This is a genomic window from Pseudomonas yangonensis, from assembly GCF_009932725.1.
Lineage (GTDB): Bacteria > Pseudomonadota > Gammaproteobacteria > Pseudomonadales > Pseudomonadaceae > Aquipseudomonas > Aquipseudomonas yangonensis.
The window spans coordinates 465,675-485,386 of record NZ_BLJU01000003.1; the positions used below are offsets into that span (position 1 = coordinate 465,675).

The window sequence follows — 19,712 nt, forward strand, 5'->3', positions numbered from 1 at the left end:
ACCCGGCCGCACCGCTCAGGTCATCTGCTCTAGGCTTCATTCACCTGGCCGGAGGAATGACCATGCTCGCGCAACTGCCCACCGCACTTCGTGATCTACGACTACCGCTGCGCCTTAAACTGTGGGACGGCAAGCAGATCGATCTGGGGCCGAAGCCGCGGGTGACGCTGGTGGTCAAGGACCCCAGCCTGGTCACCCAGCTGGCCCACCCCAGTCTGGATGCGCTGGGCGCTGCCTATGTCGAAGGCCGGGTCGATCTGGAAGGCCCCATCGAGGAGGCCATCGAAGTGGGCGATGCGCTGAGCAGTGCACTGCTCGGTGACGAATCCGCACCGGTCGAGCCTTACGCCGCGCACGACAAGCGCAGCGATGCCGAGGCCATCAGCTATCACTACGACCTGTCCAACGAGTTCTATCGCCTATGGCTGGACCGCGACATGGTCTATTCCTGTGCCTACTTCGAAACCGGCGAGGAGAACCTCGACCAGGCTCAGCAGGCCAAGCTGCGTCACCTGTGTCGCAAGCTGCGCCTGCAACCGGGTGACAGGCTGCTCGACGTCGGTTGCGGCTGGGGCGGCCTGGCACGCTTCGCCGCGCGTGAATTCGAGGCCGAGGTGTACGGCATCACGCTCAGCCAGGCGCAGCTGGAACTGGGCCTGCAGCGGGTGGCCGAAGAGGGCCTGGAAAGCCGCGTGACCCTGGAGCTGCTCGACTACCGCGACCTGCCGCAGGACGGTCGCTTCGACAAGGTGGTCAGCGTCGGTATGTTCGAGCACGTCGGCCACGCCAACCTGCCGCTGTATTGTCAGCGGCTGTTCGCTGCGGTCAGGCCCGGCGGCCTGGTGATGAATCACGGCATCACCTCGCGCTTCACCGACGGTCGCCCGGTCGGTCGTGGTGCCGGCGAGTTCATCGACCGCTACGTGTTCCCGCAGGGCGAGCTGCCGCACCTGGCGACCATGGCCAGGGCGATCAGCGAGGCCGGGTTGGAGATCGTCGATGTGGAGAGCCTGCGCCTGCACTACGCGCGCACGCTGCAGCTGTGGAGCCAGGGGCTGGAGAGACGGCTGCAGAAAGCGGCGCAGTGGGTACCGGAAAAATCCCTGCGCATCTGGCGCCTGTACCTGGCCGGCTGCGCCTACGGCTTTCAGCATGGCTGGATGAATCTGCACCAGATTCTCGCGGTGAAGCCGCGCGACGATGGCGGCCATGATCTGCCCTGGACCCGCGCTGATCTTTACGCCTGATGGGGTAACATGCGGCTCGTCCTGATCCCGCGAGTCGCCCATGCCCCTGTCGCTGCGCCCCCGCTACCGCGTTCTGTTCACCGTGCTGGCGATTGCCGCCGGTCTGCTGCTGAGCCTGTGGCTGGGTGGTCGCTATGCCGAGCGGCGTGCCTGGGACGAGCGCAGCGTCGAAGCGCGCGGACAGCTGCAGCTCTACGCCCAATCCATCCGCACCCTGGTCGAACGCTTCAGTTCGGTGCCCGAAGTGCTGGCGCTGGACAGCGATATCCGCAGCCTGCTGCGCGCGCCGCATGATCGTCAGCTGCGCCTGGCACTGAACCAGCGTCTGGAGCGGCTCAATGCCGCGGCGGGCTCCACCGTGTTGTACCTGCTCGATGCTCAGGGCGAAACCCTGGTGGCCAGCAACTGGCGTGACTGGAGCAGCTTCGTCGGCAACAACTATGCCTTTCGTCCCTACTTCCAGAACGCGCTGCGCGATGGTGGCGCGCGCTATTTCGCGGTGGGCGTGACCACCGGTATTCCCGGCTACTTCCTCTCGCACGTGGTGCGTGGTGACGACGGCGAGCTGCTTGGCGTGCTGGTGGTCAAACTGGAGCTGGAAGACCTGCAGCGAGAATGGGTCGGCCAGCCCGGCGTGCTGCTGGTCGCCGACAGCTATCAGGTGGTGATCCTCAGCAACAAGCCGGCCTGGCGCTTCCGTGCGTTTCAGCCGCTGGACGAACAGGCGCGCGCCGAGCTGGTGGAGGTACGGCGATACGCCGAGCAGGCCTTGCAGCCGCTGACGCATCAGTTGCACCGGCAGATCGATGCTGACGCCGACTGGGCGCGCGTTGATGGCCCCGACGGTGATCGCGACTACCTCTGGCAGCGCCTGTACATGCCCGAAGAGGGCTGGACCCTGCATCTGCTCAGCGAACCGGCCGGTCTGGCCGACAGCGTGCGCAGCTACCGCCTGGCCGCTGCCGGTGTGTGGATGACGTGCGCCTTTCTGCTGCTGTTCCTGGCCCAGCGGCGTAAGACCCAGCGTCTGCAGGTGGGCATTCGCGAGCGCCTGGAGCGCGAGGTGGCGCTGCGTACCGCCGAGCTGCGCGAGGCCCAGGACGGCCTGGTGCATGCAGCGAAGATGGCCGCGCTGGGGCAGATGTCGGCGGCCCTGGCGCACGAGATCAACCAGCCGCTGACTGCGCTGCAGATGCAGCTCGGCAGCCTGCGTCTGCTGCTCGACAGTGGCCGTCCCGAGGCGGTGCGCGACGGGCTGCAGCGTATCGACGGCCTGCTGCAACGCATGGCCGCACTGACCGGCCACCTCAAGACCTTTGCCCGCAAGACCCCCGCCGGCCTCAGCGAGCGCCTGTGTCTGGGCGACGTGCTGGAGCAGGCGCTGCAGCTGCTGGCGCCGCGCATGCGCAGCGAACAGGTCGAGCTGCGCACGCAGATCGACGACCAGGCAGAGGTGCTTGGCGATGCCATTCGCATCGAACAGGTGATGCTCAACCTGCTGCACAACGCCCTCGATGCCATGGCCGATAGCGAGCCGCGAATCCTGCTGGTACGCATCGCCCGTGAAGACGACAGCTGCCTGCTCAGCGTCGAGGACAGCGGTGGCGGCATCGCCGAGGAAACGCTCGGCCGCGTGTTCGAACCCTTCTTCACCACCAAGCCGGTGGGGCAGGGTCTGGGGCTCGGTCTGGCGGTGTCCTACGGTATCGTGCGCGATCTCGGCGGCAGCCTGGAGGCGCACAACGGTGAACGGGGTGCAGTATTCACGCTGCGGTTGCCGGCAGCGCCTTGACTGCCTGTCAGCGGGTAGGCTGGATGACGCTGTTTTCATCCACCAAGGTTGCCGGTCACGGTGGATGGATGAAGCGTCATCCACGACGAGCCCTTGCAGGAGCGGCTGGGCGGCATTCCGCTTCAGCGGCGAAATGCAGGCGCAGCTATCGCGGCTAAAGCCGCTGCTACGGGTTCTCATCCTACGCTGCGGGCTGTCTCAGCGGATTTCATCCGGGCTACACTGCCCGCCGTTCTGAAGAGGAGGTGCCATGAGCGCTCAGGTCATAGTGGTCGACGATGAAGCGGCGATTCGCGAGGCGGTGCAGCAGTGGCTGGAGCTGTCCGGTTTCCAGGTGCACACCTGCGCCAGTGCGGCCGAAGCGCTGGCGGTGGTCGATCGCGATTTCCCCGGCATTGTCGTCAGCGATGTGCGTATGCCCGGCAGCGATGGCCTGCAACTGCTCGACAAGCTGCTGCAGATCGACAGCGATCTGCCGGTGATCCTGGTGACCGGCCACGGCGATGTGCCCATGGCGGTGCAGGCGCTGCGTCAGGGCGCCTATGACTTCATCGAAAAGCCCTTCACCCCCGAGCGCCTGCTCGACAGTGTGCGCCGTGCCCTGGACAAGCGCCGCCTGGTCTGCGAGAACCGCCAGCTGCGCCAGCAGGTGGCGAACAAGGGCCGTATCGAAAGCCAGCTGATCGGTATTTCCCGGCCGATGGAAAACCTGCGCCGGCAGATCCTCGAACTGGCCGGGACCTCGGTCAACGTACTGATCCGCGGCGAGACCGGTAGCGGCAAGGAGCGCGTGGCGCGCAGCCTGCACGATTTCAGCCCGCGCGCGAGCAAGGCCTTTGCCGCGCTCAACTGTGCGGCGATTCCCGAGACCATCTTCGAAAGCGAGCTGTTCGGTCACGAGAGCGGCGCCTTCACTGGTGCCCAGGCGCGGCGCATCGGCCGTATCGAGCATGCCGACGGCGGCACCCTGTTCCTCGACGAGGTGGAGAGCCTGCCGCTGGCGCAGCAGGTCAAGCTTTTGCGCGTTCTGCAGGAAAAGACCCTGGAGCGCCTGGGTTCGAACAAGAGCATCCAGGTCGACCTGCGGGTGATCAGTGCGGCCAAGCCGGATCTGCTCGACGAGGTCAAGGCCGGGCGTTTCCGCGAGGACCTGGTGTACCGCCTGAACGTCGCTACCCTGCACATTCCACCGTTGCGCGAACGGCGTGAGGACATCCCGCTGCTGTTCGAACATTTCGCCCACGAAGCGGCGCAACGTCATGGCCGCGAGGCGCCACCGCTGGCGCCCAGCGAACTGGCACGCCTGCTCGGCCACGACTGGCCGGGCAACGTCCGCGAGCTGATCAACGCCGCCGAGCGCCATGCCCTTGGGCTGTCCAGCCCGCCGCCCGCCGAGCGCTTCGCCGGTCAGGCGCTGGCGCAGCAGATGGAGGCCTTCGAGGCGCAATGTCTGCACAACGCCCTGCTGCAATGCCAGGGCAATATCGCCGCGGTGATGGAAATGCTCGAGCTGCCGCGGCGCACGCTCAACGAGAAAATGCAGCGCCACGGCCTGGCGCGCGGTGATTATCTGCCGGGCGGGGCGGAGTAGCCGTCCTGCATCCTGGGTTCAGCGGTTTTTGCGTGTTCTTCGGCCCTCTTCCCCGAGTGGGAGAGGGAGTAGAACGGGCGAGGCCTGCGGTAGGCGGATTTTTGCCTACGACCGCTAAAGTGTAAGCGGTTTCCTGCTCAGCGCCCCTTTGGTCTCCGGATAAAACCCCTCTATATCGGGCTTCTCAGGCCCTGGCACGGCATCTGCTATGTGGGTTGTAGCCGCGCGGCAGCTTGCCGACGCGGCGACCATAACAACGACAAGAGGTCAGCCCCATGAACTGCCATGCCCCTCGCGCCATGCCGCACTCGCTGCTTTGCATGGGCCGCCTCCCCACCGCGCCTGCCGCGGCTCTTGTCCAACGTTGCACCCTGCGCCGCTGATCGCGCGCCGCCGATGCCGCCTCGGTGGCGTCGTCTAGAGTGAAACTCTGCATAAAGCCATAACAACGACGGAGATATTTCCATGCGACTGACCAAGAAACTCAGCCTGTTCGCCGCTGCCGCGGCCATCACTGCCAGCACCGCAGTGCTCGCTGCCCCGACCTTCATCAACGTGCTCACCGGCGGTACCAGCGGCGTGTACTACCCGATCGGCGTGGCTCTTTCGCAGCTGTACAGCAACGGCATCGAAGGCTCCAAGACCTCGGTTCAGGCGACCAAGGCCTCGGTGGAAAACCTCAACCTGCTGCAGGCCGGTCGTGGCGAGCTGGCCTTCGCCCTCGGTGACTCGGTCGCCGATGCCTGGAACGGCGTGGAAGACGCAGGCTTCAAGGCGCCGCTGAAAAAACTCCGCGCCATCGCCGGCACCTATCCGAACTACATCCAGATCGTCGCCAACGCCGAATCCGGCATCAAGACCCTGGAAGACCTCAAGGGCAAGCGCATTTCCGTCGGTGCGCCGAAGTCCGGCACCGAGCTCAACGCCCGTGCCATCTTCGAAGCCGCCGGCCTGAGCTACAAGGACATGGGCAAGGTCGAGTTCCTGCCGTACGCCGAGTCGGTCGAGCTGATCAAGAACCGTCAGCTGGACGCCACGCTGCAGTCCTCCGGCCTGGGTATGGCCGCCATTCGTGACCTGGCTTCGACCATGAAGATCAGCTTCGTCGCCATCCCCGCCGAAGTGACCGCGAAGATCGACAACGCCGCCTACGAGGCCGCCACCATCCCGGCCGGCACTTACGACGGCCAGGATGCCGACGTACCCACCGTCGCCATCACCAATATCCTGGTCAGCCATGAAGGCGTTTCCGACGAAGTGGCCTACCAGATGACCAAGCTGATGTTCGACAACCTCGACCGTCTGGGCACCGCTCACTCTGCGGCCAAGGACATCAAACTGGAAAGCGCTACCAAGAACCTGCCGATCCCGCTGCACCCGGGTGCCGAGCGCTTCTACAAGGAAGCTGGCGCGCTTTGATGCAGGGCTGGCCGTGGCGTTGCGCCACGGCCTGTTTGCTCTGTATCGACGCCCCGATGTTGCTTCTGTAGGAGCGGCTTCAGCCGCGATGTCCGCGAGCAGATCGCGGCTGAAGCCGCTCCTACAGCGCAATGGCTAGAACCCCCAGAATCGCGAATAAAACCGGCGCTCACAGGCGGTAGGTTTTGTTGGCGACTCTGTCACCGCAATCGAAGTAGTCATGAGGTTTGCATTCCATGAGTGAGCAGAATCAGGGTATGGGCGCCAGCCCATCCGACTGGCCGAAGGCATTGTTCGCCGTCGCGCTGCTGTTTTCCGTTTTCCAGATCGTCACGGCGGCGTTCCACCCGGTATCCACCCAGGTGCTGCGCGCGGTGCACGTCGGCTTCCTGCTGCTGGTGGTGTTCATCAGCATCCCGGCTTTCGGCGCCAAACGTCCCTGGCAGCCCCTGGCCTGGCTGCTGGGCCTGGCCGGCATGGCCACGGCCATCTATCAGTGGTACTTCGAGGCGGACCTGATCCAGCGTTCGGGTGACATGACCAGCACCGACATGATCGTCGGCCTGACCCTGATCGTGCTGGTGTTCGAGGCCGCGCGGCGGGTCATGGGCATCGCCCTGCCGATCATCTGCGCGCTGTTTCTCGCCTACGGCATGCTCGGCCAGTATCTGCCGGGTGACCTGATGCACCGCGGCTATGGCCTCGACCAGATCGTCAACCAGCTGGCCTTCGGCACCGAAGGCCTGTACGGCACGCCGACCTACGTATCGGCCACCTACATCTTCCTGTTCATCCTGTTCGGCGCCTTCCTCGAGCAGGCCGGGATGATCAAGCTGTTCACCGACTTCGCCATGGGCCTGTTCGGCCACAAGGTCGGCGGCCCGGCCAAGGTCTCGGTGGTGTCCTCGGCGCTGATGGGCACCATCACCGGGTCCGGCGTGGCCAACGTGGTCACCACCGGCCAGTTCACCATCCCGCTGATGAAGCGCTTCGGCTACCGCCCGGCCTTCGCTGGCGGCGTCGAGGCGACCTCGTCGATGGGCAGCCAGATCATGCCGCCGATCATGGGCGCCGTGGCCTTCATCATGGCCGAGACCATCAACGTGCCGTTCTTCGAGGTGGCCAAGGCCGCGCTGATCCCGGCGCTGCTGTACTTCGGCTCGGTGTTCTGGATGGTCCACCTGGAGGCCAAGCGCGCCAACCTGCGCGGCCTGCCCAAAGATGAATGCCCGAACCCCTGGAAGGCCGTGCGCGAGCGCTGGTTCCTGCTGATCCCGCTGTTCATCCTCATCTACCTGCTGTTCTCCGGGCGCACGCCGCTGTTCTCCGGCACCGTCGGCCTGGCCCTGACCGCCATGGTCATCCTCGGCTCGGCGATCATCCTGCGGGTCTCGTCCAAGGTCATGCGCTTCGCCTTCTGGATCGCCCTGGGCGTGCTTTGCGCCGGTTTCTTCCAGCTCGGCATCGGCGTGGTGTTCGGCGTCATCGCGGCGCTGGTGGCGGTGTGCTGGTTCGTCAAGGGTGGCCGTGAAACCCTGACGCTGTGCCTGCACGCGCTGGTCGAAGGTGCGCGTCACGCCGTACCGGTCGGTATCGCCTGCGCCCTGGTCGGGGTGATCATCGGCGTGGTGTCGCTGACCGGGGTGGCCTCCACCTTCGCCGGCTACATCCTTGCCATCGGTCAGGACAACCTGTTCCTCTCGCTGGTGCTGACCATGCTCACCTGCCTGGTGCTGGGCATGGGCATTCCGACCATCCCCAACTACATCATCACCAGTTCGATCGCCGCGCCTGCACTGCTGGAGCTGGGCGTGCCGCTGATCGTCTCGCACATGTTCGTCTTCTACTTCGGCATCATGGCCGACCTCACCCCGCCAGTGGCGCTGGCCTGCTTCGCCGCCGCGCCGATCGCCAAGGAGCGCGGGCTGAAGATCAGCCTGTGGGCGGTGCGCATCGCCATCGCCGGTTTCGTCGTGCCTTTCATGGCGGTGTACGCACCGGCGCTGATGCTGCAGGGCGACAGCCTGCTGGCCACCTTCTACGTGCTGTTCAAGGCGGCGCTGGCCATCGGCATCTGGGGCGTGGTGTTCACCGGCTTCCTGCAGGCCAAGCTGACCTGGTGGGAGCGCATCCTGGGTCTGGCCGCCGGTGCCAGCCTGATTCTCGCTACCCCGATCAGTGACGAAATCGGCTTTGCCCTCAGCGCCATCTTTATCGGGCAGCACCTGTGGCGCGCCCGTCGCGCCGAGGCGGCGACGGCGTGATCGGCCTGTGCCTGGGGTTGGCCGGCGCGGTGTGGGCAGAGTTGCCCACGCCGGCCTTCACCCTGGCCTGGACCCACACCATCGAGAAGATCCGCTGGGAAGAGGATTACCGCGTCACCGCCGAGGGCCTGGTGCTGGGCGAGGCGCGGGTCAAGGGTTCCGGGGCCGGAATGGAGATTCCCGACGGCGCCGAACTGCGCAATGGCAGCTGGCACTACCAGCGTCAGCTACCGCCTTTGCAACCCCTGCGAGTCGGGCGTACGCCCGAAGCCGGGGATTACCAACTGTGTATCGACCAGCGTTGTCGCCCGATGAGCGACTGGCTCGGCCCGCCACAAGCGAGCCAGCCGGCGTTGGAACTCTGGAGCTGTGAACTGAGCTCCGCCGCGGCTGACGCGGGCTAGGTTCGCCAGAGCGAATCCATGTTCCCGGCGCCACAAGTGCCGGATCAAAAGAAGGAAACCCCCATGCGGCGCAAGCCTGTGGGGGTTTTGTTCGTCTGCGCGGCGCGAATCTTATGCGCTTATGAACTGTCCAAATCGCCGCGGGGCGCGCCTCCTATCGGAGCGGCGGCCCGATGCCCTGGTGCCCCGAGATACCATCGGCCTGGCCCACTATCCGCTCAGGAGACCTATCATGCGCATCCTCTCTCGTTCCGTTCTACCTCTCGCCCTCTGCCTGTCGCCAGAGCTGGCCAGCGCCCTGGATATCCAGCCCGGCGTCTGGGAGGTCAGCTCGCACAACATGCAGGTGGGCGGCCGCGCCATGCCCGGCATGCAGGAGATGCTCGCGCAGATGCAGAACCTGCCACCCGAACAGCGGCAGATGATGGAAGGCATGATGGCCGAGCAGGGCATCAAACTCGGCGCCGGCGGCGTGCAAATGTGCCTCACGGCCGAGCAGATCAAGGCTCAGGAAATCCCGCTGCATGATCCCAACTCAGGCTGCAGCAACGAGATTCTCGAACGCAGCGCGGCGGTGTGGAAGTTCCGCTTCACCTGCCCGCAAGCCCAGGGTGAAGGGGAAACGCACTTCGTCAGCGACAAGGAGTTCACCACCCAGGTCAAGGGCACCTACAACGGTCAGCCGAGCAGCATGGAAAGCCGTGCGCGCTGGGTCGGGGCGGACTGTGGCGTGCTAAAAAATGAGTGATATGCAGTTCAATATGTAAATAATTCGTATTGACGGATATTTTCTTCTGCTGCGAGAATTTGTCGCTAATTATTTGCATTTGCGTTTTGCAAATGCCTGCCAGTGAGGCGACCAGCTGCGAAGGGACTGTCAGCGGCTAACGACAGCGCATCAGGAGTATGTCCCTTGTTCAGCAGAAGAACCCACCTGGCCGTGGCGATCGCGGCCGCCTGCAGTTTCAATCATGCCGTGGCCAGCGAGCAGGAGCAGATCGAGCTCGATGCCCAGACCGTGGTCGGCAACAGTGCAGCGGCCGAGGTCGACAGTTACAAGTCCACGCCCAGTAGTGCTGCGACGAAACTCGACCTGACCCCGCGGCAGACGCCGCAGTCGATCTCTACGGTCAGTCGGGCGCAGATTGACGATTTCCAGCTCAGCGCCATCAACGACGTACTTAAGTTCACGCCGGGCATTACTGTCGAAGAAATCGAAACCGATCGTACCTACTTCACCGCGCGTGGTTTCGACATAACCAATTTCCAGTTCGATGGTGTCGGCGTTCCGTTTTCCTCTGGTGGCCAGGAAGGTGCCGTGGATCTCGCGCCGTTCGAGCGGGTGGAGGTGCTGCGCGGCGCCAATGGTCTGATGAGCGGCACCGGCAATCCGTCGGCGACGGTCAACTTCGTACGTAAGCGCCCCACCACTGCGCCGCAGGCGCGCGTGGACGTGACCGCAGGTTCCTGGGACAAGCGCCGCATCGAGACAGATGTATCGGGAGCGCTGACCGATAGCGGCAATATTCGTGGCCGTGCGGTTTATGCTCACGACAACAAGAACTCGTACCTCGACCGTTACTCTCGGGAAAAGCACGTTTTCTATGGTGTGGTGGAGGCCGATCTGCGCGACGATACGCAGCTCTCCATGGGTTACACCCTAGATAAAACCGCGGCTAACAGTCCGCTCTGGGGGGCGTTGCCGTTGTTCGATTCAGCGGGCAATCCGACCCGACTGTCACGCTCCACCAGCACCGCTGCCGACTGGTCCTGGTGGGATAACCAGGAGCAGCGAATCTTCTCCGAGCTGACCCATACCTTTGCCAACGGCTGGCAGGCCAAGGGCAGCGTTACGCATGTGAAGAAGAAGAGCGATTCCGAGCTTTTCTATGTTTTCGGTACTCCAGATGCAGCGACAGGGCAGGGATTGTTCGGCTATCCGTCTCAGTACTCGGGTGATATCCGGCAGTGGATCGGCGATTTTTCCCTGAGTGGTCCATTCAGCCTGGGCGGGCGCGAGCACGAGCTGGTGCTTGGCGCCAACTGGTACAAGTCCGAGGTTGAGGAGCTGTCTCTGTACATCCCGGGTACATCCCTCCCGGTTCCGACGGATGATATTTATAACGGTAACTTTCCCAAGCCCACCGAGTGGGACCGAAGTAATGGCGGCTCCTACGAGGACAAGCAGAAAAGCTTCTATTCGGCCGCGCGATTCAGTCTCACGGACGACCTGACGTTTATTGCCGGCGCACGTTCCGTTGAATTGAAGACCGAGGGCTTTTCCTACGGCCAGGATCGTAAGCGCAAGAACGACGCTCTCCTACCTTATGCCGGCCTGGTCTACGACTTGACCGAGCAATATTCGGTCTATGCCAGCTACACCGAGATCTTCAATCCACAGAAGGAGGAGGGCGGGGACCTTCGTCGACTTGATCCGATCATGGGGGAGAACTACGAGTTGGGTATCAAGGGTGAGCTACTGGACGGCAAGCTCAACGTTTCCGCGGCGATGTTCAAAACCAAGCAGTCCAATGTTGCCGAGTCCATCGGCTTCGATGCTGGCAGCGGCAAGCAGATATACGAAGGTATTGACTACCTGAGCGAAGGCTATGAACTGGAGATTTCTGGGGAAGTGTTGCCGGGTCTGCAGGTAATGGGAGGCTATACCTACGTCGATATTCAGAACGCCGACCACAGCCACGGGCGTACTTACGCGCCCAAGCACATGTTGCGGGCGTCCACTGTTTACCGCATACCGCAGTTGCCGCAGTTGAAGGTAGGCGCAAACCTGAGTTGGCAGGACGACATCTACCGCGCAGTAACGCTCGCCGACGGCAGCAGTGCTCGCATTGAGCAGGACGATTATGCCTTGATCGGTCTGATGGCCAGTTACGACGTCGATCCGAACTGGAGCGTGTCGGCCAACCTCAACAACCTGACCAACGAAAAATACATCTCCAGCCTTTACTGGGAACAGGGCTTCTACGGCGCTCCACGTAACGTCAGTGCCACCCTGACCTGGAAATACTGACAGCCAGGGCCGCCCGTGTGCGCGGCCCTGACGAGAGAATCCGATGCGCCCGATTATGGTATTGCTGCACCGCTGGTGCGGCCTGTTCATCGCCCTGTTCCTGTTTACCGCCGGCCTGACTGGCGCTGTCATTTCCTGGGATCACGAACTGGACGAATGGCTCAACCCGCACCTGTTCGATGCGCAAACCCAAGGCCAGGCACAGGACCCACTGCAGCTGGTGGATGCCCTGGAAGCGCGCGACCCACGCCTGCAGGTGAGCTTCATGCCGCTGGCGCTGGAGCCCGGCCATGCGCTGGGCATCTTCGTCGACCCGCGTATCGATCCGGCCACCGGCAAGGCTTTTGAGCTGGGCTTCAATCAACTGGGCATCGACCCGGTGAACGGCAATGTTCAGGGACAGCGCGAGTGGGGGGCGATCTCCCTGAGCCGGGAAAACCTGCTGCCGTTTCTCTACAAGTTGCACTACAGCCTGCATATCCCGGAAGGCTTCGGTATCGAACTGGGCGTGCTGTTCTTCGGCATCGTCGCCATCGTCTGGTGCCTCGATTGCCTGATTGCACTGTGGCTGTCGTTTCCCAACCTGCGCAGCTGGCGCAAGTCGTTCGCCTTTCGCTGGAGCCAGGGCGGCTACAAGCTCAACTTCGACCTGCATCGCTCTGGTGGCGTATGGATCTGGTTGCTGCTGCTGATTCTCGCCGTCACCTCGGTATCGATGAACCTGGAGCGGCAGGTGACCCGGCCGCTGGTCGAACTGTTCTCGCCGCTGACGCCAAGCCCGTTCGCCAGCCGCACGCCGGTTACGCTGGATGAACAGATCGTACCGCTGATCGACCGCCGCCAGGCCATCGCGGTTGCCAATGCCGAAGCGCGCCGGCTGGGCTGGGACGCGCCTCCCGGCGGATTGTTCCATTCGGCGGAGTTCGGCGTATATGGCGTCGGTTTCTACGAGGCCGGTGATGATCACGGCGATGCCGGACTGGGTAACCCCTGGATCTATGTCGACAGCCGCAGCGGTGAACTGGCCGGTGCGCACGTGCCGGGTACGGGCAGCGCCGGGGATATCTTCCTGCAGGCGCAGTTCCCGCTGCATTCGGGGCGCATCATCGGTTTGCCGGGGCGCATCCTGGTGTCGTTGCTCGGCTTGGCCGTTGCCGGCCTGTCCGTCACAGGTGTGGTGATCTGGGCCAGAAAACGTCGCTCGCGCGTGTTCACCGAACGACGCCAGCGCGGTAGTTCACAAGCCGTGGCGTAGGCGAAGGGCTGCAACCTGGTCGGCCCGCTGTTCGAGGAAGCGGTCGAACGCCTCGATAAGCTGCGGGTGGTGGATGCTGGACAGGTAGTAATGGTCTTCCACGTGCGGCAGCGTTGGGTCGAAAACCAGACTCTCCGCCGCCATGTCCATCTGCTTCAGTTGGTAAGCCACCACCCTGGGGTTGAGGTAGACCGCGTCAACGCGGTCGCTACTGGCCATGCGCAGCAGTGATTCGATCTGGTTGGCCTGGATCAGCCGGATACGCCCGGCGCGAATCTCCGGCAGATAAGGCCAGGGCGTGAAGCCGTTCTGCGTGCCGAGCAGCTCGATGCGCTGCATGCCCTGGCCGAGGTGCTTCGGCTTGACCAGTATGCCGTCGACGTAGGGCGCTGCCGGTTGGCTGTAACGCACCGCGTGACCGGCCTTCTGGTCAGCATTCCACTGCGGATGATCGGGGAACTTGAGGTCGACCCGGCCAGCGAGAAAATCACTGAGCAGGCGCCGAACCGGCAGCGGCGTGTAGACGAAGCGGTAGCCGTACTCGGCAGCGAAGGCGTCCAGCAGGTCGCGGGCATAACCGCGGTACTCACCGCCCTCTACATCCGAGTAAGGCTGATAGGGCTGCAGTTCGACGCCGACGCGAATCTCTTCCTGCGCCAGGGCGGGCAGAACCAACAAACACAGGCTGAGCAGCAGGGCAGGGCGTGTTTTCATGCAGGCAGGTCTCGCTGACGGCTAACAGCGGCTGGCCCGGTAACCATAGCCGTGCCTCCGGGCCCGTTCAAAGTTTTCCGCGCTGACCCTGGGCAGGCGAAACCAGGCGCCGCGCGCGGTCTCAGAGAATCGGCGAGATCAACCGGGCGACACGCATGCCCAGTTGCTGCAGGCGATGCAGGTTGCGTCGGTCGGCATTGACCAGTTCGCGCGAGCGGCTGAAATCCTCTTCCAGCATGGCGGCGACCTGGGCGTTGAAGGTCTCGTCGAAGGTCAGCAGGCTGGCCTCGAAATTGAGGCGGAAGGAGCGGTTGTCGAGGTTGGCGCTGCCCAGCACGCAGGCGTCATGGTCGATCAGCAAGGCCTTCTGGTGAAGGAAGCCAGGCTGGTAGCGGAAGATGCGTACGCCGGCGCGCAATGCCTCGAAGGCATACAGGCTGGAGGCGGCATAGACGATGTGGTGGTCGGCTCGCGCCGGCAGCAGCAGGCGGACGTCCACGCCACGCATCACGGCCAGGCGCAGGGCGGCGAACAGTGCTTCGTCGGGGACGAAGTAGGGGCTGCTCAGCCAGGCCCGTTCGCGCGCCGCGTGAATCGCTTCGACGAACAGCAGCGAGCAGGTCTCCTGCGGGTCCGCCGGGCCACTGGTGATGACCTGGCAGAGCTGACCGGGTTCGTCCTGCTTGCTCGGCATCAGCAGCGGCGGCAGTTTCCGGCAGGCCCAGTACCAGTCCTCGGCGAAGGCCTCCTGCAGGCTCGCCACCACTGGTCCGCGCACCTCCACATGGGTGTCGCGCCAGGGGGCCAGCGGCGGCATCTGGCCGAGGTATTCGATACCGACGTTGAGCCCGCCGAGAAAACCGATCTCGCCATCGACCACCACGATCTTGCGGTGATTGCGGAAATTCAGCTGAAAGCGATTGAACAGCCCGGCGCGGGTGGGGAAGGCGTGCACCTGCGCACCGCCGCGGCGCAGGCTGTCGATATAGGCGCGTGGCAGTGCATGACTGCCGACGCCGTCATACAGCACGTACACCTGCACGCCTGCGGCGGCGCGCTCCAGCAGCACGTCGCGCAAGCGCTGGCCGAGGGCGTCGTCACGGATGATGAAGAACTGCAGAAGGATCGCCTGCTGCGCGCTGGCCAGCGCCCTGAAGATGGCGTCGAAGGTGGCCTCACCGTCGATCAGCAGCTCCACGCGGTTACCGGTCAGCCCGGGCAGGTGCGACAGGCGCGGCAAGGCACGAAAGCGGTCATATGCAGGTGATTGATGCGCTGCCTTGGCTTCCTCCACCCAGGGGCGCCAGTCCTGTTCGGCCATGGCGTGGCGCATTTCCTTGTCGGCCTGGCGCCGCGCCTTGACGTAGGCGTCGAAACGGCTGCGGCCGAATACCAGATAAGGCAGCAGCGTCAGGTAGGGCATGAAGAACAGCGACAGCCCCCAGGCCAGCGCGCCCTGTGCAGTACGCACGGTCAGTACGGCGTGTATCGAGGCCAGCACGCCGAGAGCATGGATTGTCGCGATCAGGTAACCGAACAGGTGGGGAATGCCGTAATCTGCAGGCATGCAGGGTCTTCCTTTGCACGGGCCGTGTGCAGCTGACCATGGGGGTTGCGCAGCGTTCGCCGCCATCCTGCCACGGCGGCTGTACGAATGGCAGTGTCGGGCAAAATGCCAGCCGTTAGGGAATCATTCGCGGCTTTCATGTGTCTTTGGGTCTGAGTGAGCGGAATTCATGTGTTACCCTTCCTGTCTCGACCCGCTTGTAGGTCGTCTTTAATTGGAGGAAGGCAACCGTCCTGTTCACGCTCGTCCAGCGAGTCAAACGCATCAAGGAGCACGCCACGTATGGGAAACGTCCCTTCGCATGACACGACCCCGCCACCCGCAGCGGAAACTCATGAAGGCATCCCGGCACCGACCGGTGAAGCCAACCTGATCGATACCGATTACGTCATCGGTCAGGACAACATCAAAGGGCAGTTCATCTTCGCCCTCGACATTCACGGCAAGGTTTTCACCATCTCCGCGCTGGTCGCGGTGATCTTCGTGGTCCTCGCCCTGGCTCTGCAGAACCAGATCGAACCGCTGTTCAGCGGTGTGCGCGACTGGCTCACCCATCATATGGCCTGGTTCTTCATCGGCGCCGCGAATATCTTCGTCCTGCTCTGTCTCGGGCTGATCCTTTCGCCCTTGGGCAAGGTGCGTATCGGTGGCAAGGAGGCGACGCCCGATTACACCTACATGGGCTGGTTCTCCATGCTGTTCGCTGCCGGTATGGGCATCGGCCTGATGTTCTATGGGGTGTCCGAACCCATGTCGCACTACAGCGCGGCGATGGGCGGCATCACGGTCGGCGAGGACGGCGTGCGCACCGACTGGGCACCGCTCGACGGCGCCGCCGGCAATGCCGAGGAAGCCGTGCGCCTTGGCATGGCAGCGACCATCTTCCATTGGGGTCTGCACCCCTGGGCGATCTATGCCATCGTCGCGCTGGCGCTGGCCCTGTTCTCCTTCAACAAGGGGCTGCCGCTGTCGATCCGCTCGATCTTCTACCCGATCCTAGGTGAGCGCGTGTGGGGTTGGCCGGGTCACGTGGTGGACATTCTCGCGGTGTTCGCCACCCTGTTCGGCCTGGTCACGTCGCTGGGGCTGGGCGCGGAGCAGGCGGCTGCGGGTCTGGAGTACCTGTTCGCCATTCCGGCCACGGACATGACCAAGGTACTGCTGATCGTGGCCATCACCCTGATCGCGCTGGCTTCGGTGGTAGCCGGTCTCGACAAGGGGGTCAAGCGTCTCTCGGAGATCAACATGGGCCTGGCCATGGCCCTGTTGCTGTTCATCATCATCGCCGGGCCGACCCTGTTGATCTTCACCGATTTCTTCAAGAACCTCGGCGCCTACCTGCAGTATCTGCCGGCACTGGCCAACCCGGTCGGCCGTGAGGATGCCAACTTCAGTCAGGGCTGGACCGCCTTCTACTGGGCCTGGTGGATCAGCTGGTCGCCGTTCGTGGGCATGTTCATCGCCCGCGTCAGCCGTGGCCGCAGCGTACGTGAGTTCCTGATCGCCGTACTGCTGGTGCCGTCGCTGGTATCGGTGCTGTGGATGACCGCCTTCGGTGGCACCGCCATCAACCAACTGCTGGTCGATGGGTTCACCGGGGCGCAAGATGCCGGCCTGGAGCTGAAGCTGTTCAGCATGCTCGGGGAAATGCCGCTCACCGCCATCACCTCATTCATCGGCATCGTGCTGGTGGTGGTGTTCTTCATCACCTCTTCGGATTCCGGCTCCCTGGTGATCGACACCATTACCGCTGGCGGCAAAGTCAACGCGCCGGTACCGCAGCGCGTGTTCTGGGCCAGTATCGAAGGCGTGATCGCCATCGCCCTGCTGCTCGGTGGTGGCCTGGTGGCGTTGCAGGCGATGGCCGTATCGACCGGCCTGCCGTTCACCATCGTGCTGCTGGTGGGCTGCATTTCCGTGGTCAAGGGGTTGATGAGCGAACCGCGCTGACGCTCGCTTTTCATCCCGCTCAGAAGCGCGCCTGCGGGCGCGCTTTTTTATTGCCGCCTTGTTTGCAGGCGTGCGCGCGGATGGGCCTTCAGCGACATTCGCAAGCGCAAGCAGCAGCCTTTGCAGACCGTCGTGAAGCCCGGTTCCTGGCGAGTTGTGTCAGAACCCCGGCAGACGTTATTTTGTCGCCCGTCGCTCCTTTCCACCCTGCGGTCGTTAACGGGAAAAACCGCGACGTTTCCGCAGCGCAGGCCCGATTTTCCTTCTGTTAGCGTCAGCTCCGCGTAATAGCAGCGGCGGTCGCCGCATTGCTCGCGAATAAAACAAGAAGGAGCAGCCCCTTGAGCCAAGGCCCCGTATCACGAAAGAACGACTCATCTGCAGACGGCATACCCGCCCCCAGTGGCGCAGCCAATCTTATCGACACCGATTATGTGGTTGGCCAGGACAACATCCGTGGCCGGTATCTGGTCAATCTCGATATCCATGGGGTGGTATTCCTGGTATCGGCGATAACCGCATTCATTTTCGTCGCGCTGGCGCTGGCCATGCACGATCAGGTGGAACCGCTGTTCAAGGCCGTGCGTGACTGGCTGACAGTGCACCTGTCCTGGTTCTTCATCGGTTCGGCGAACATCTTTGTGTTGCTGTGCCTGGGCCTGATCGTTTCGCCTCTGGGCAAGGTGCGCCTGGGCGGGACCCTGGCTCGCCCCGATTACTCCTACTTCTCCTGGTTCGCCATGCTGTTCGCTGCGGGCATGGGCATCGGCCTGATGTTCTATGGCGTCGCCGAGCCTATGTCGCACTACGACACTGCCCTGGGTGGTACGGCCGTGGATGCCAATGGCGTGCGTACCGACTGGGCGCCGCTTGACGGGGCCGTAGGCAACTCTGCCGAGGCTGCTCGCCTGAGCATGGCCACCACCATCTTCCACTGGGGTCTGCACCCCTGGGCGATCTACGCCATCGTGGCGCTGGCGCTGGGGCTGTTTGCCTTCAACAAGGGGCTGCCGCTGTCTTTCCGCTCGATCTTCTTCCCGCTGCTCGGTGAGCGTGTGTGGGGCTGGCCGGGCCACATCATCGACATCCTCGCCGTATTCGCCACCCTGTTCGGTCTGGTCACCTCTCTCGGCCTGGGTGCCGAGCAGGCTACCGCCGGTCTGCATACCCTGTTCGGCCTGCCGGCCGATACCACCACCAAGGTGCTGTTGATCACCGTGATCACCCTGATCGCGCTGTGCTCGGTACTGACCGGTGTGGACAAGGGCGTGAAGATTCTCTCCGAAGTGAACATGGGCCTGGCCTTCGCGCTGCTGCTGTTCGTGCTGCTTGCCGGTCCCACCGCGTTGTTGCTGACCGGTGTGCTGGATAATCTGGGCGCCTATCTGCAGTACCTGCCGGCCCTGTCCAACCCGGTCGGGCGTGAAGACGCCAACTTCAGCCAGGGCTGGACTGCGTTCTACTGGGCCTGGTGGATCAGCTGGTCGCCGTTCGTGGGCATGTTCATCGCTCGCGTCAGCCGTGGTCGTACCGTGCGTGAATTCCTCACTGCCGTGCTGCTGGTACCTTCGCTGGTGTCGGTAATCTGGATGAGCACCTTTGGCGGCACCGCGCTGCACCAGGCTCTGGGCGGCCTGACCGAACTGCAGCAGGCGGCTCTGGAACTGAAGATGTTCATCATGCTCGATCAGCTGCCGATCAGTGCCATCAGCTCCTTCGCCGCGATTGTCCTGGTCGTGCTGTTCTTCATCACTTCGTCGGACTCCGGATCGCTGGTCATCGACACCATCACCGCGGGCGGCAAGATCAATTCGCCGGCTTCGCAGAAGGTGTTCTGGGTGATCATGGAAGGTGCGCTGGCCGTAGCCCTGCTGCTCGGCGGCGGTCTGGTGGCGCTGCAGGCCATGGCGGTTTCCACCGGTCTGCCGTTCACCATCGTGCTGCTGGTGGGCTGCGTGGCGATCGTCAAGGGGCTGATGAGCGAACCGCGCTGAGCCTGACGCTAGCCGTCCAGAGGAGCGCTCAGCCCTTGTAGGCACCTGACGGTCCCTGAACACGAAGCCCCTATCAGTCGATAGGGGCTTCGTCGTTTATGGCTGAGGCAAATGCAATTGATCGGCGCAGCAGAGGCCGATTTCCGCCATTTAGATTCGGGTCGGTTCCGATCAGCCTCTAATGCCAGTCAGGTAAGGCGGTACGCGTTTAGCAGGCCGTTGAAAAACGTAGGCGAGGCAGCCAATGCAAGGCAAAAACAGGCGAAAAACGACCGGGGTCGCGTCCGACTTTACGAGCTGTAAATGAGCATTTTGAGCCTGTTTTTAACGCAGCAGTGGCAACGCAGATAGTTTTCAACAGCCTGTTAGCTCCCCTCTCCCGTTTACCGGAGAGCGGCTGGGGGAAAGGGTCGAAATACCGCGAAACAGCCATTGACCCCTCTCCGAACGCGGCCCGCCCCCTCTCCCCAGAGGGCGAGGGGAC

The 19,712-nt window shown here is 63.5% G+C and carries 13 protein-coding genes; 11 read left to right on the plus strand and 2 right to left on the minus strand.

Going from position 1 to position 19,712, the window contains the following annotated elements; all coding sequences use genetic code 11:
- Positions 1-62: 62 nt before the first annotated feature.
- The 9 genes from cfaB (at position 63) to GYB81_RS07760 (ending at position 13,003) form a co-directional block, all read left to right on the plus strand.
- Complete coding sequence (gene cfaB, locus GYB81_RS07720) at positions 63-1,247, plus strand: C17 cyclopropane fatty acid synthase CfaB (protein WP_161864313.1); 1,185 nt, start codon at positions 63-65, stop codon at positions 1,245-1,247.
- Positions 1,248-1,287: 40 nt separating this feature from the next.
- Entirely contained in the window at positions 1,288-3,039 is a 1,752-nt protein-coding gene (locus GYB81_RS07725; RefSeq protein ID WP_161864314.1) for a sensor histidine kinase, read from the plus strand.
- Positions 3,040-3,289: 250 nt separating this feature from the next.
- Positions 3,290-4,630: a sigma-54-dependent transcriptional regulator gene (locus tag GYB81_RS07730; RefSeq protein WP_161864315.1), complete on the plus strand. Its 1,341-nt coding sequence runs from the start codon at positions 3,290-3,292 to the stop codon at positions 4,628-4,630.
- 465 nt (positions 4,631-5,095) lie between these two features.
- Entirely contained in the window at positions 5,096-6,049 is a 954-nt protein-coding gene (locus tag GYB81_RS07735; protein ID WP_161864316.1) for a TAXI family TRAP transporter solute-binding subunit, read from the plus strand.
- Between the two features lie 236 nt (positions 6,050-6,285).
- A complete protein-coding gene (locus GYB81_RS07740) occupies positions 6,286-8,313 on the plus strand; it encodes a TRAP transporter permease (protein ID WP_161864317.1) in 2,028 nt (675 codons plus the stop codon).
- A complete protein-coding gene (locus GYB81_RS07745; protein WP_161864318.1) occupies positions 8,310-8,717 on the plus strand; it encodes a DUF1850 domain-containing protein in 408 nt (135 codons plus the stop codon). Before GYB81_RS07740 ends, GYB81_RS07745 begins: the two co-directional genes overlap by 4 nt.
- Positions 8,718-8,949: 232 nt before the next feature.
- Complete coding sequence (locus GYB81_RS07750) at positions 8,950-9,465, plus strand: DUF3617 domain-containing protein (RefSeq protein ID WP_161864319.1); 516 nt, start codon at positions 8,950-8,952, stop codon at positions 9,463-9,465.
- Between the two features lie 165 nt (positions 9,466-9,630).
- Positions 9,631-11,748, plus strand: a complete 2,118-nt coding sequence (locus GYB81_RS07755) for a TonB-dependent siderophore receptor (protein WP_161864320.1) — start codon at positions 9,631-9,633, stop codon at positions 11,746-11,748.
- A 43-nt stretch (positions 11,749-11,791) separates the two neighbouring features.
- Entirely contained in the window at positions 11,792-13,003 is a 1,212-nt protein-coding gene (locus GYB81_RS07760; RefSeq protein ID WP_161864321.1) for a PepSY-associated TM helix domain-containing protein, read from the plus strand.
- On the opposite strand, the gene GYB81_RS07765 is transcribed toward GYB81_RS07760, so the two are convergent.
- Both GYB81_RS07765 and cls read right to left on the minus strand, forming a co-directional pair.
- Positions 12,986-13,717 carry a substrate-binding periplasmic protein gene (locus tag GYB81_RS07765; protein ID WP_161864322.1) on the minus strand — a complete coding sequence of 244 codons (732 nt, stop codon included), beginning with the start codon at positions 13,715-13,717 and terminating at the stop codon, positions 12,986-12,988. The genes GYB81_RS07760 and GYB81_RS07765 overlap by 18 nt on opposite strands.
- A gap of 121 nt (positions 13,718-13,838) precedes the next feature.
- Positions 13,839-15,284 (minus strand): cardiolipin synthase, encoded by a 1,446-nt coding sequence (gene cls, locus GYB81_RS07770; RefSeq protein ID WP_161864323.1) that lies wholly within the window; start codon positions 15,282-15,284, stop codon positions 13,839-13,841.
- A 282-nt stretch (positions 15,285-15,566) separates the two neighbouring features.
- Between cls and GYB81_RS07775 the strand changes: the two genes are divergently transcribed.
- Together GYB81_RS07775 and GYB81_RS07780 are read left to right on the plus strand one after the other, a co-directional pair.
- Positions 15,567-17,234 carry a BCCT family transporter gene (locus GYB81_RS07775; protein ID WP_161864324.1) on the plus strand — a complete coding sequence of 556 codons (1,668 nt, stop codon included), beginning with the start codon at positions 15,567-15,569 and terminating at the stop codon, positions 17,232-17,234.
- A 341-nt stretch (positions 17,235-17,575) separates the two neighbouring features.
- Entirely contained in the window at positions 17,576-19,228 is a 1,653-nt protein-coding gene (locus GYB81_RS07780; protein ID WP_161864325.1) for a BCCT family transporter, read from the plus strand.
- The last annotated feature ends 484 nt before the right edge of the window (positions 19,229-19,712 follow it).

Excerpts from the sequence above, each read along its gene's own strand:
- cfaB (WP_161864313.1), top strand. The coding sequence starts at position 63 with ATGCTCGCGCAACTGCCCACCGCACTTCGTGATCTACGACTACCGCTG.
- GYB81_RS07725 (WP_161864314.1), top strand. The coding sequence starts at position 1,288 with ATGCCCCTGTCGCTGCGCCCCCGCTACCGCGTTCTGTTCACCGTGCTG.
- GYB81_RS07730 (WP_161864315.1), top strand. The coding sequence starts at position 3,290 with ATGAGCGCTCAGGTCATAGTGGTCGACGATGAAGCGGCGATTCGCGAG.
- GYB81_RS07735 (WP_161864316.1), top strand. The coding sequence starts at position 5,096 with ATGCGACTGACCAAGAAACTCAGCCTGTTCGCCGCTGCCGCGGCCATC.
- GYB81_RS07740 (WP_161864317.1), top strand. The coding sequence starts at position 6,286 with ATGAGTGAGCAGAATCAGGGTATGGGCGCCAGCCCATCCGACTGGCCG.
- GYB81_RS07750 (WP_161864319.1), top strand. The coding sequence starts at position 8,950 with ATGCGCATCCTCTCTCGTTCCGTTCTACCTCTCGCCCTCTGCCTGTCG.
- GYB81_RS07760 (WP_161864321.1), top strand. The coding sequence starts at position 11,792 with ATGCGCCCGATTATGGTATTGCTGCACCGCTGGTGCGGCCTGTTCATC.
- GYB81_RS07765 (WP_161864322.1), bottom strand. The coding sequence starts at position 13,717 with ATGAAAACACGCCCTGCCCTGCTGCTCAGCCTGTGTTTGTTGGTTCTG.
- cls (WP_161864323.1), bottom strand. The coding sequence starts at position 15,284 with ATGCCTGCAGATTACGGCATTCCCCACCTGTTCGGTTACCTGATCGCG.
- GYB81_RS07775 (WP_161864324.1), top strand. The coding sequence starts at position 15,567 with ATGGGAAACGTCCCTTCGCATGACACGACCCCGCCACCCGCAGCGGAA.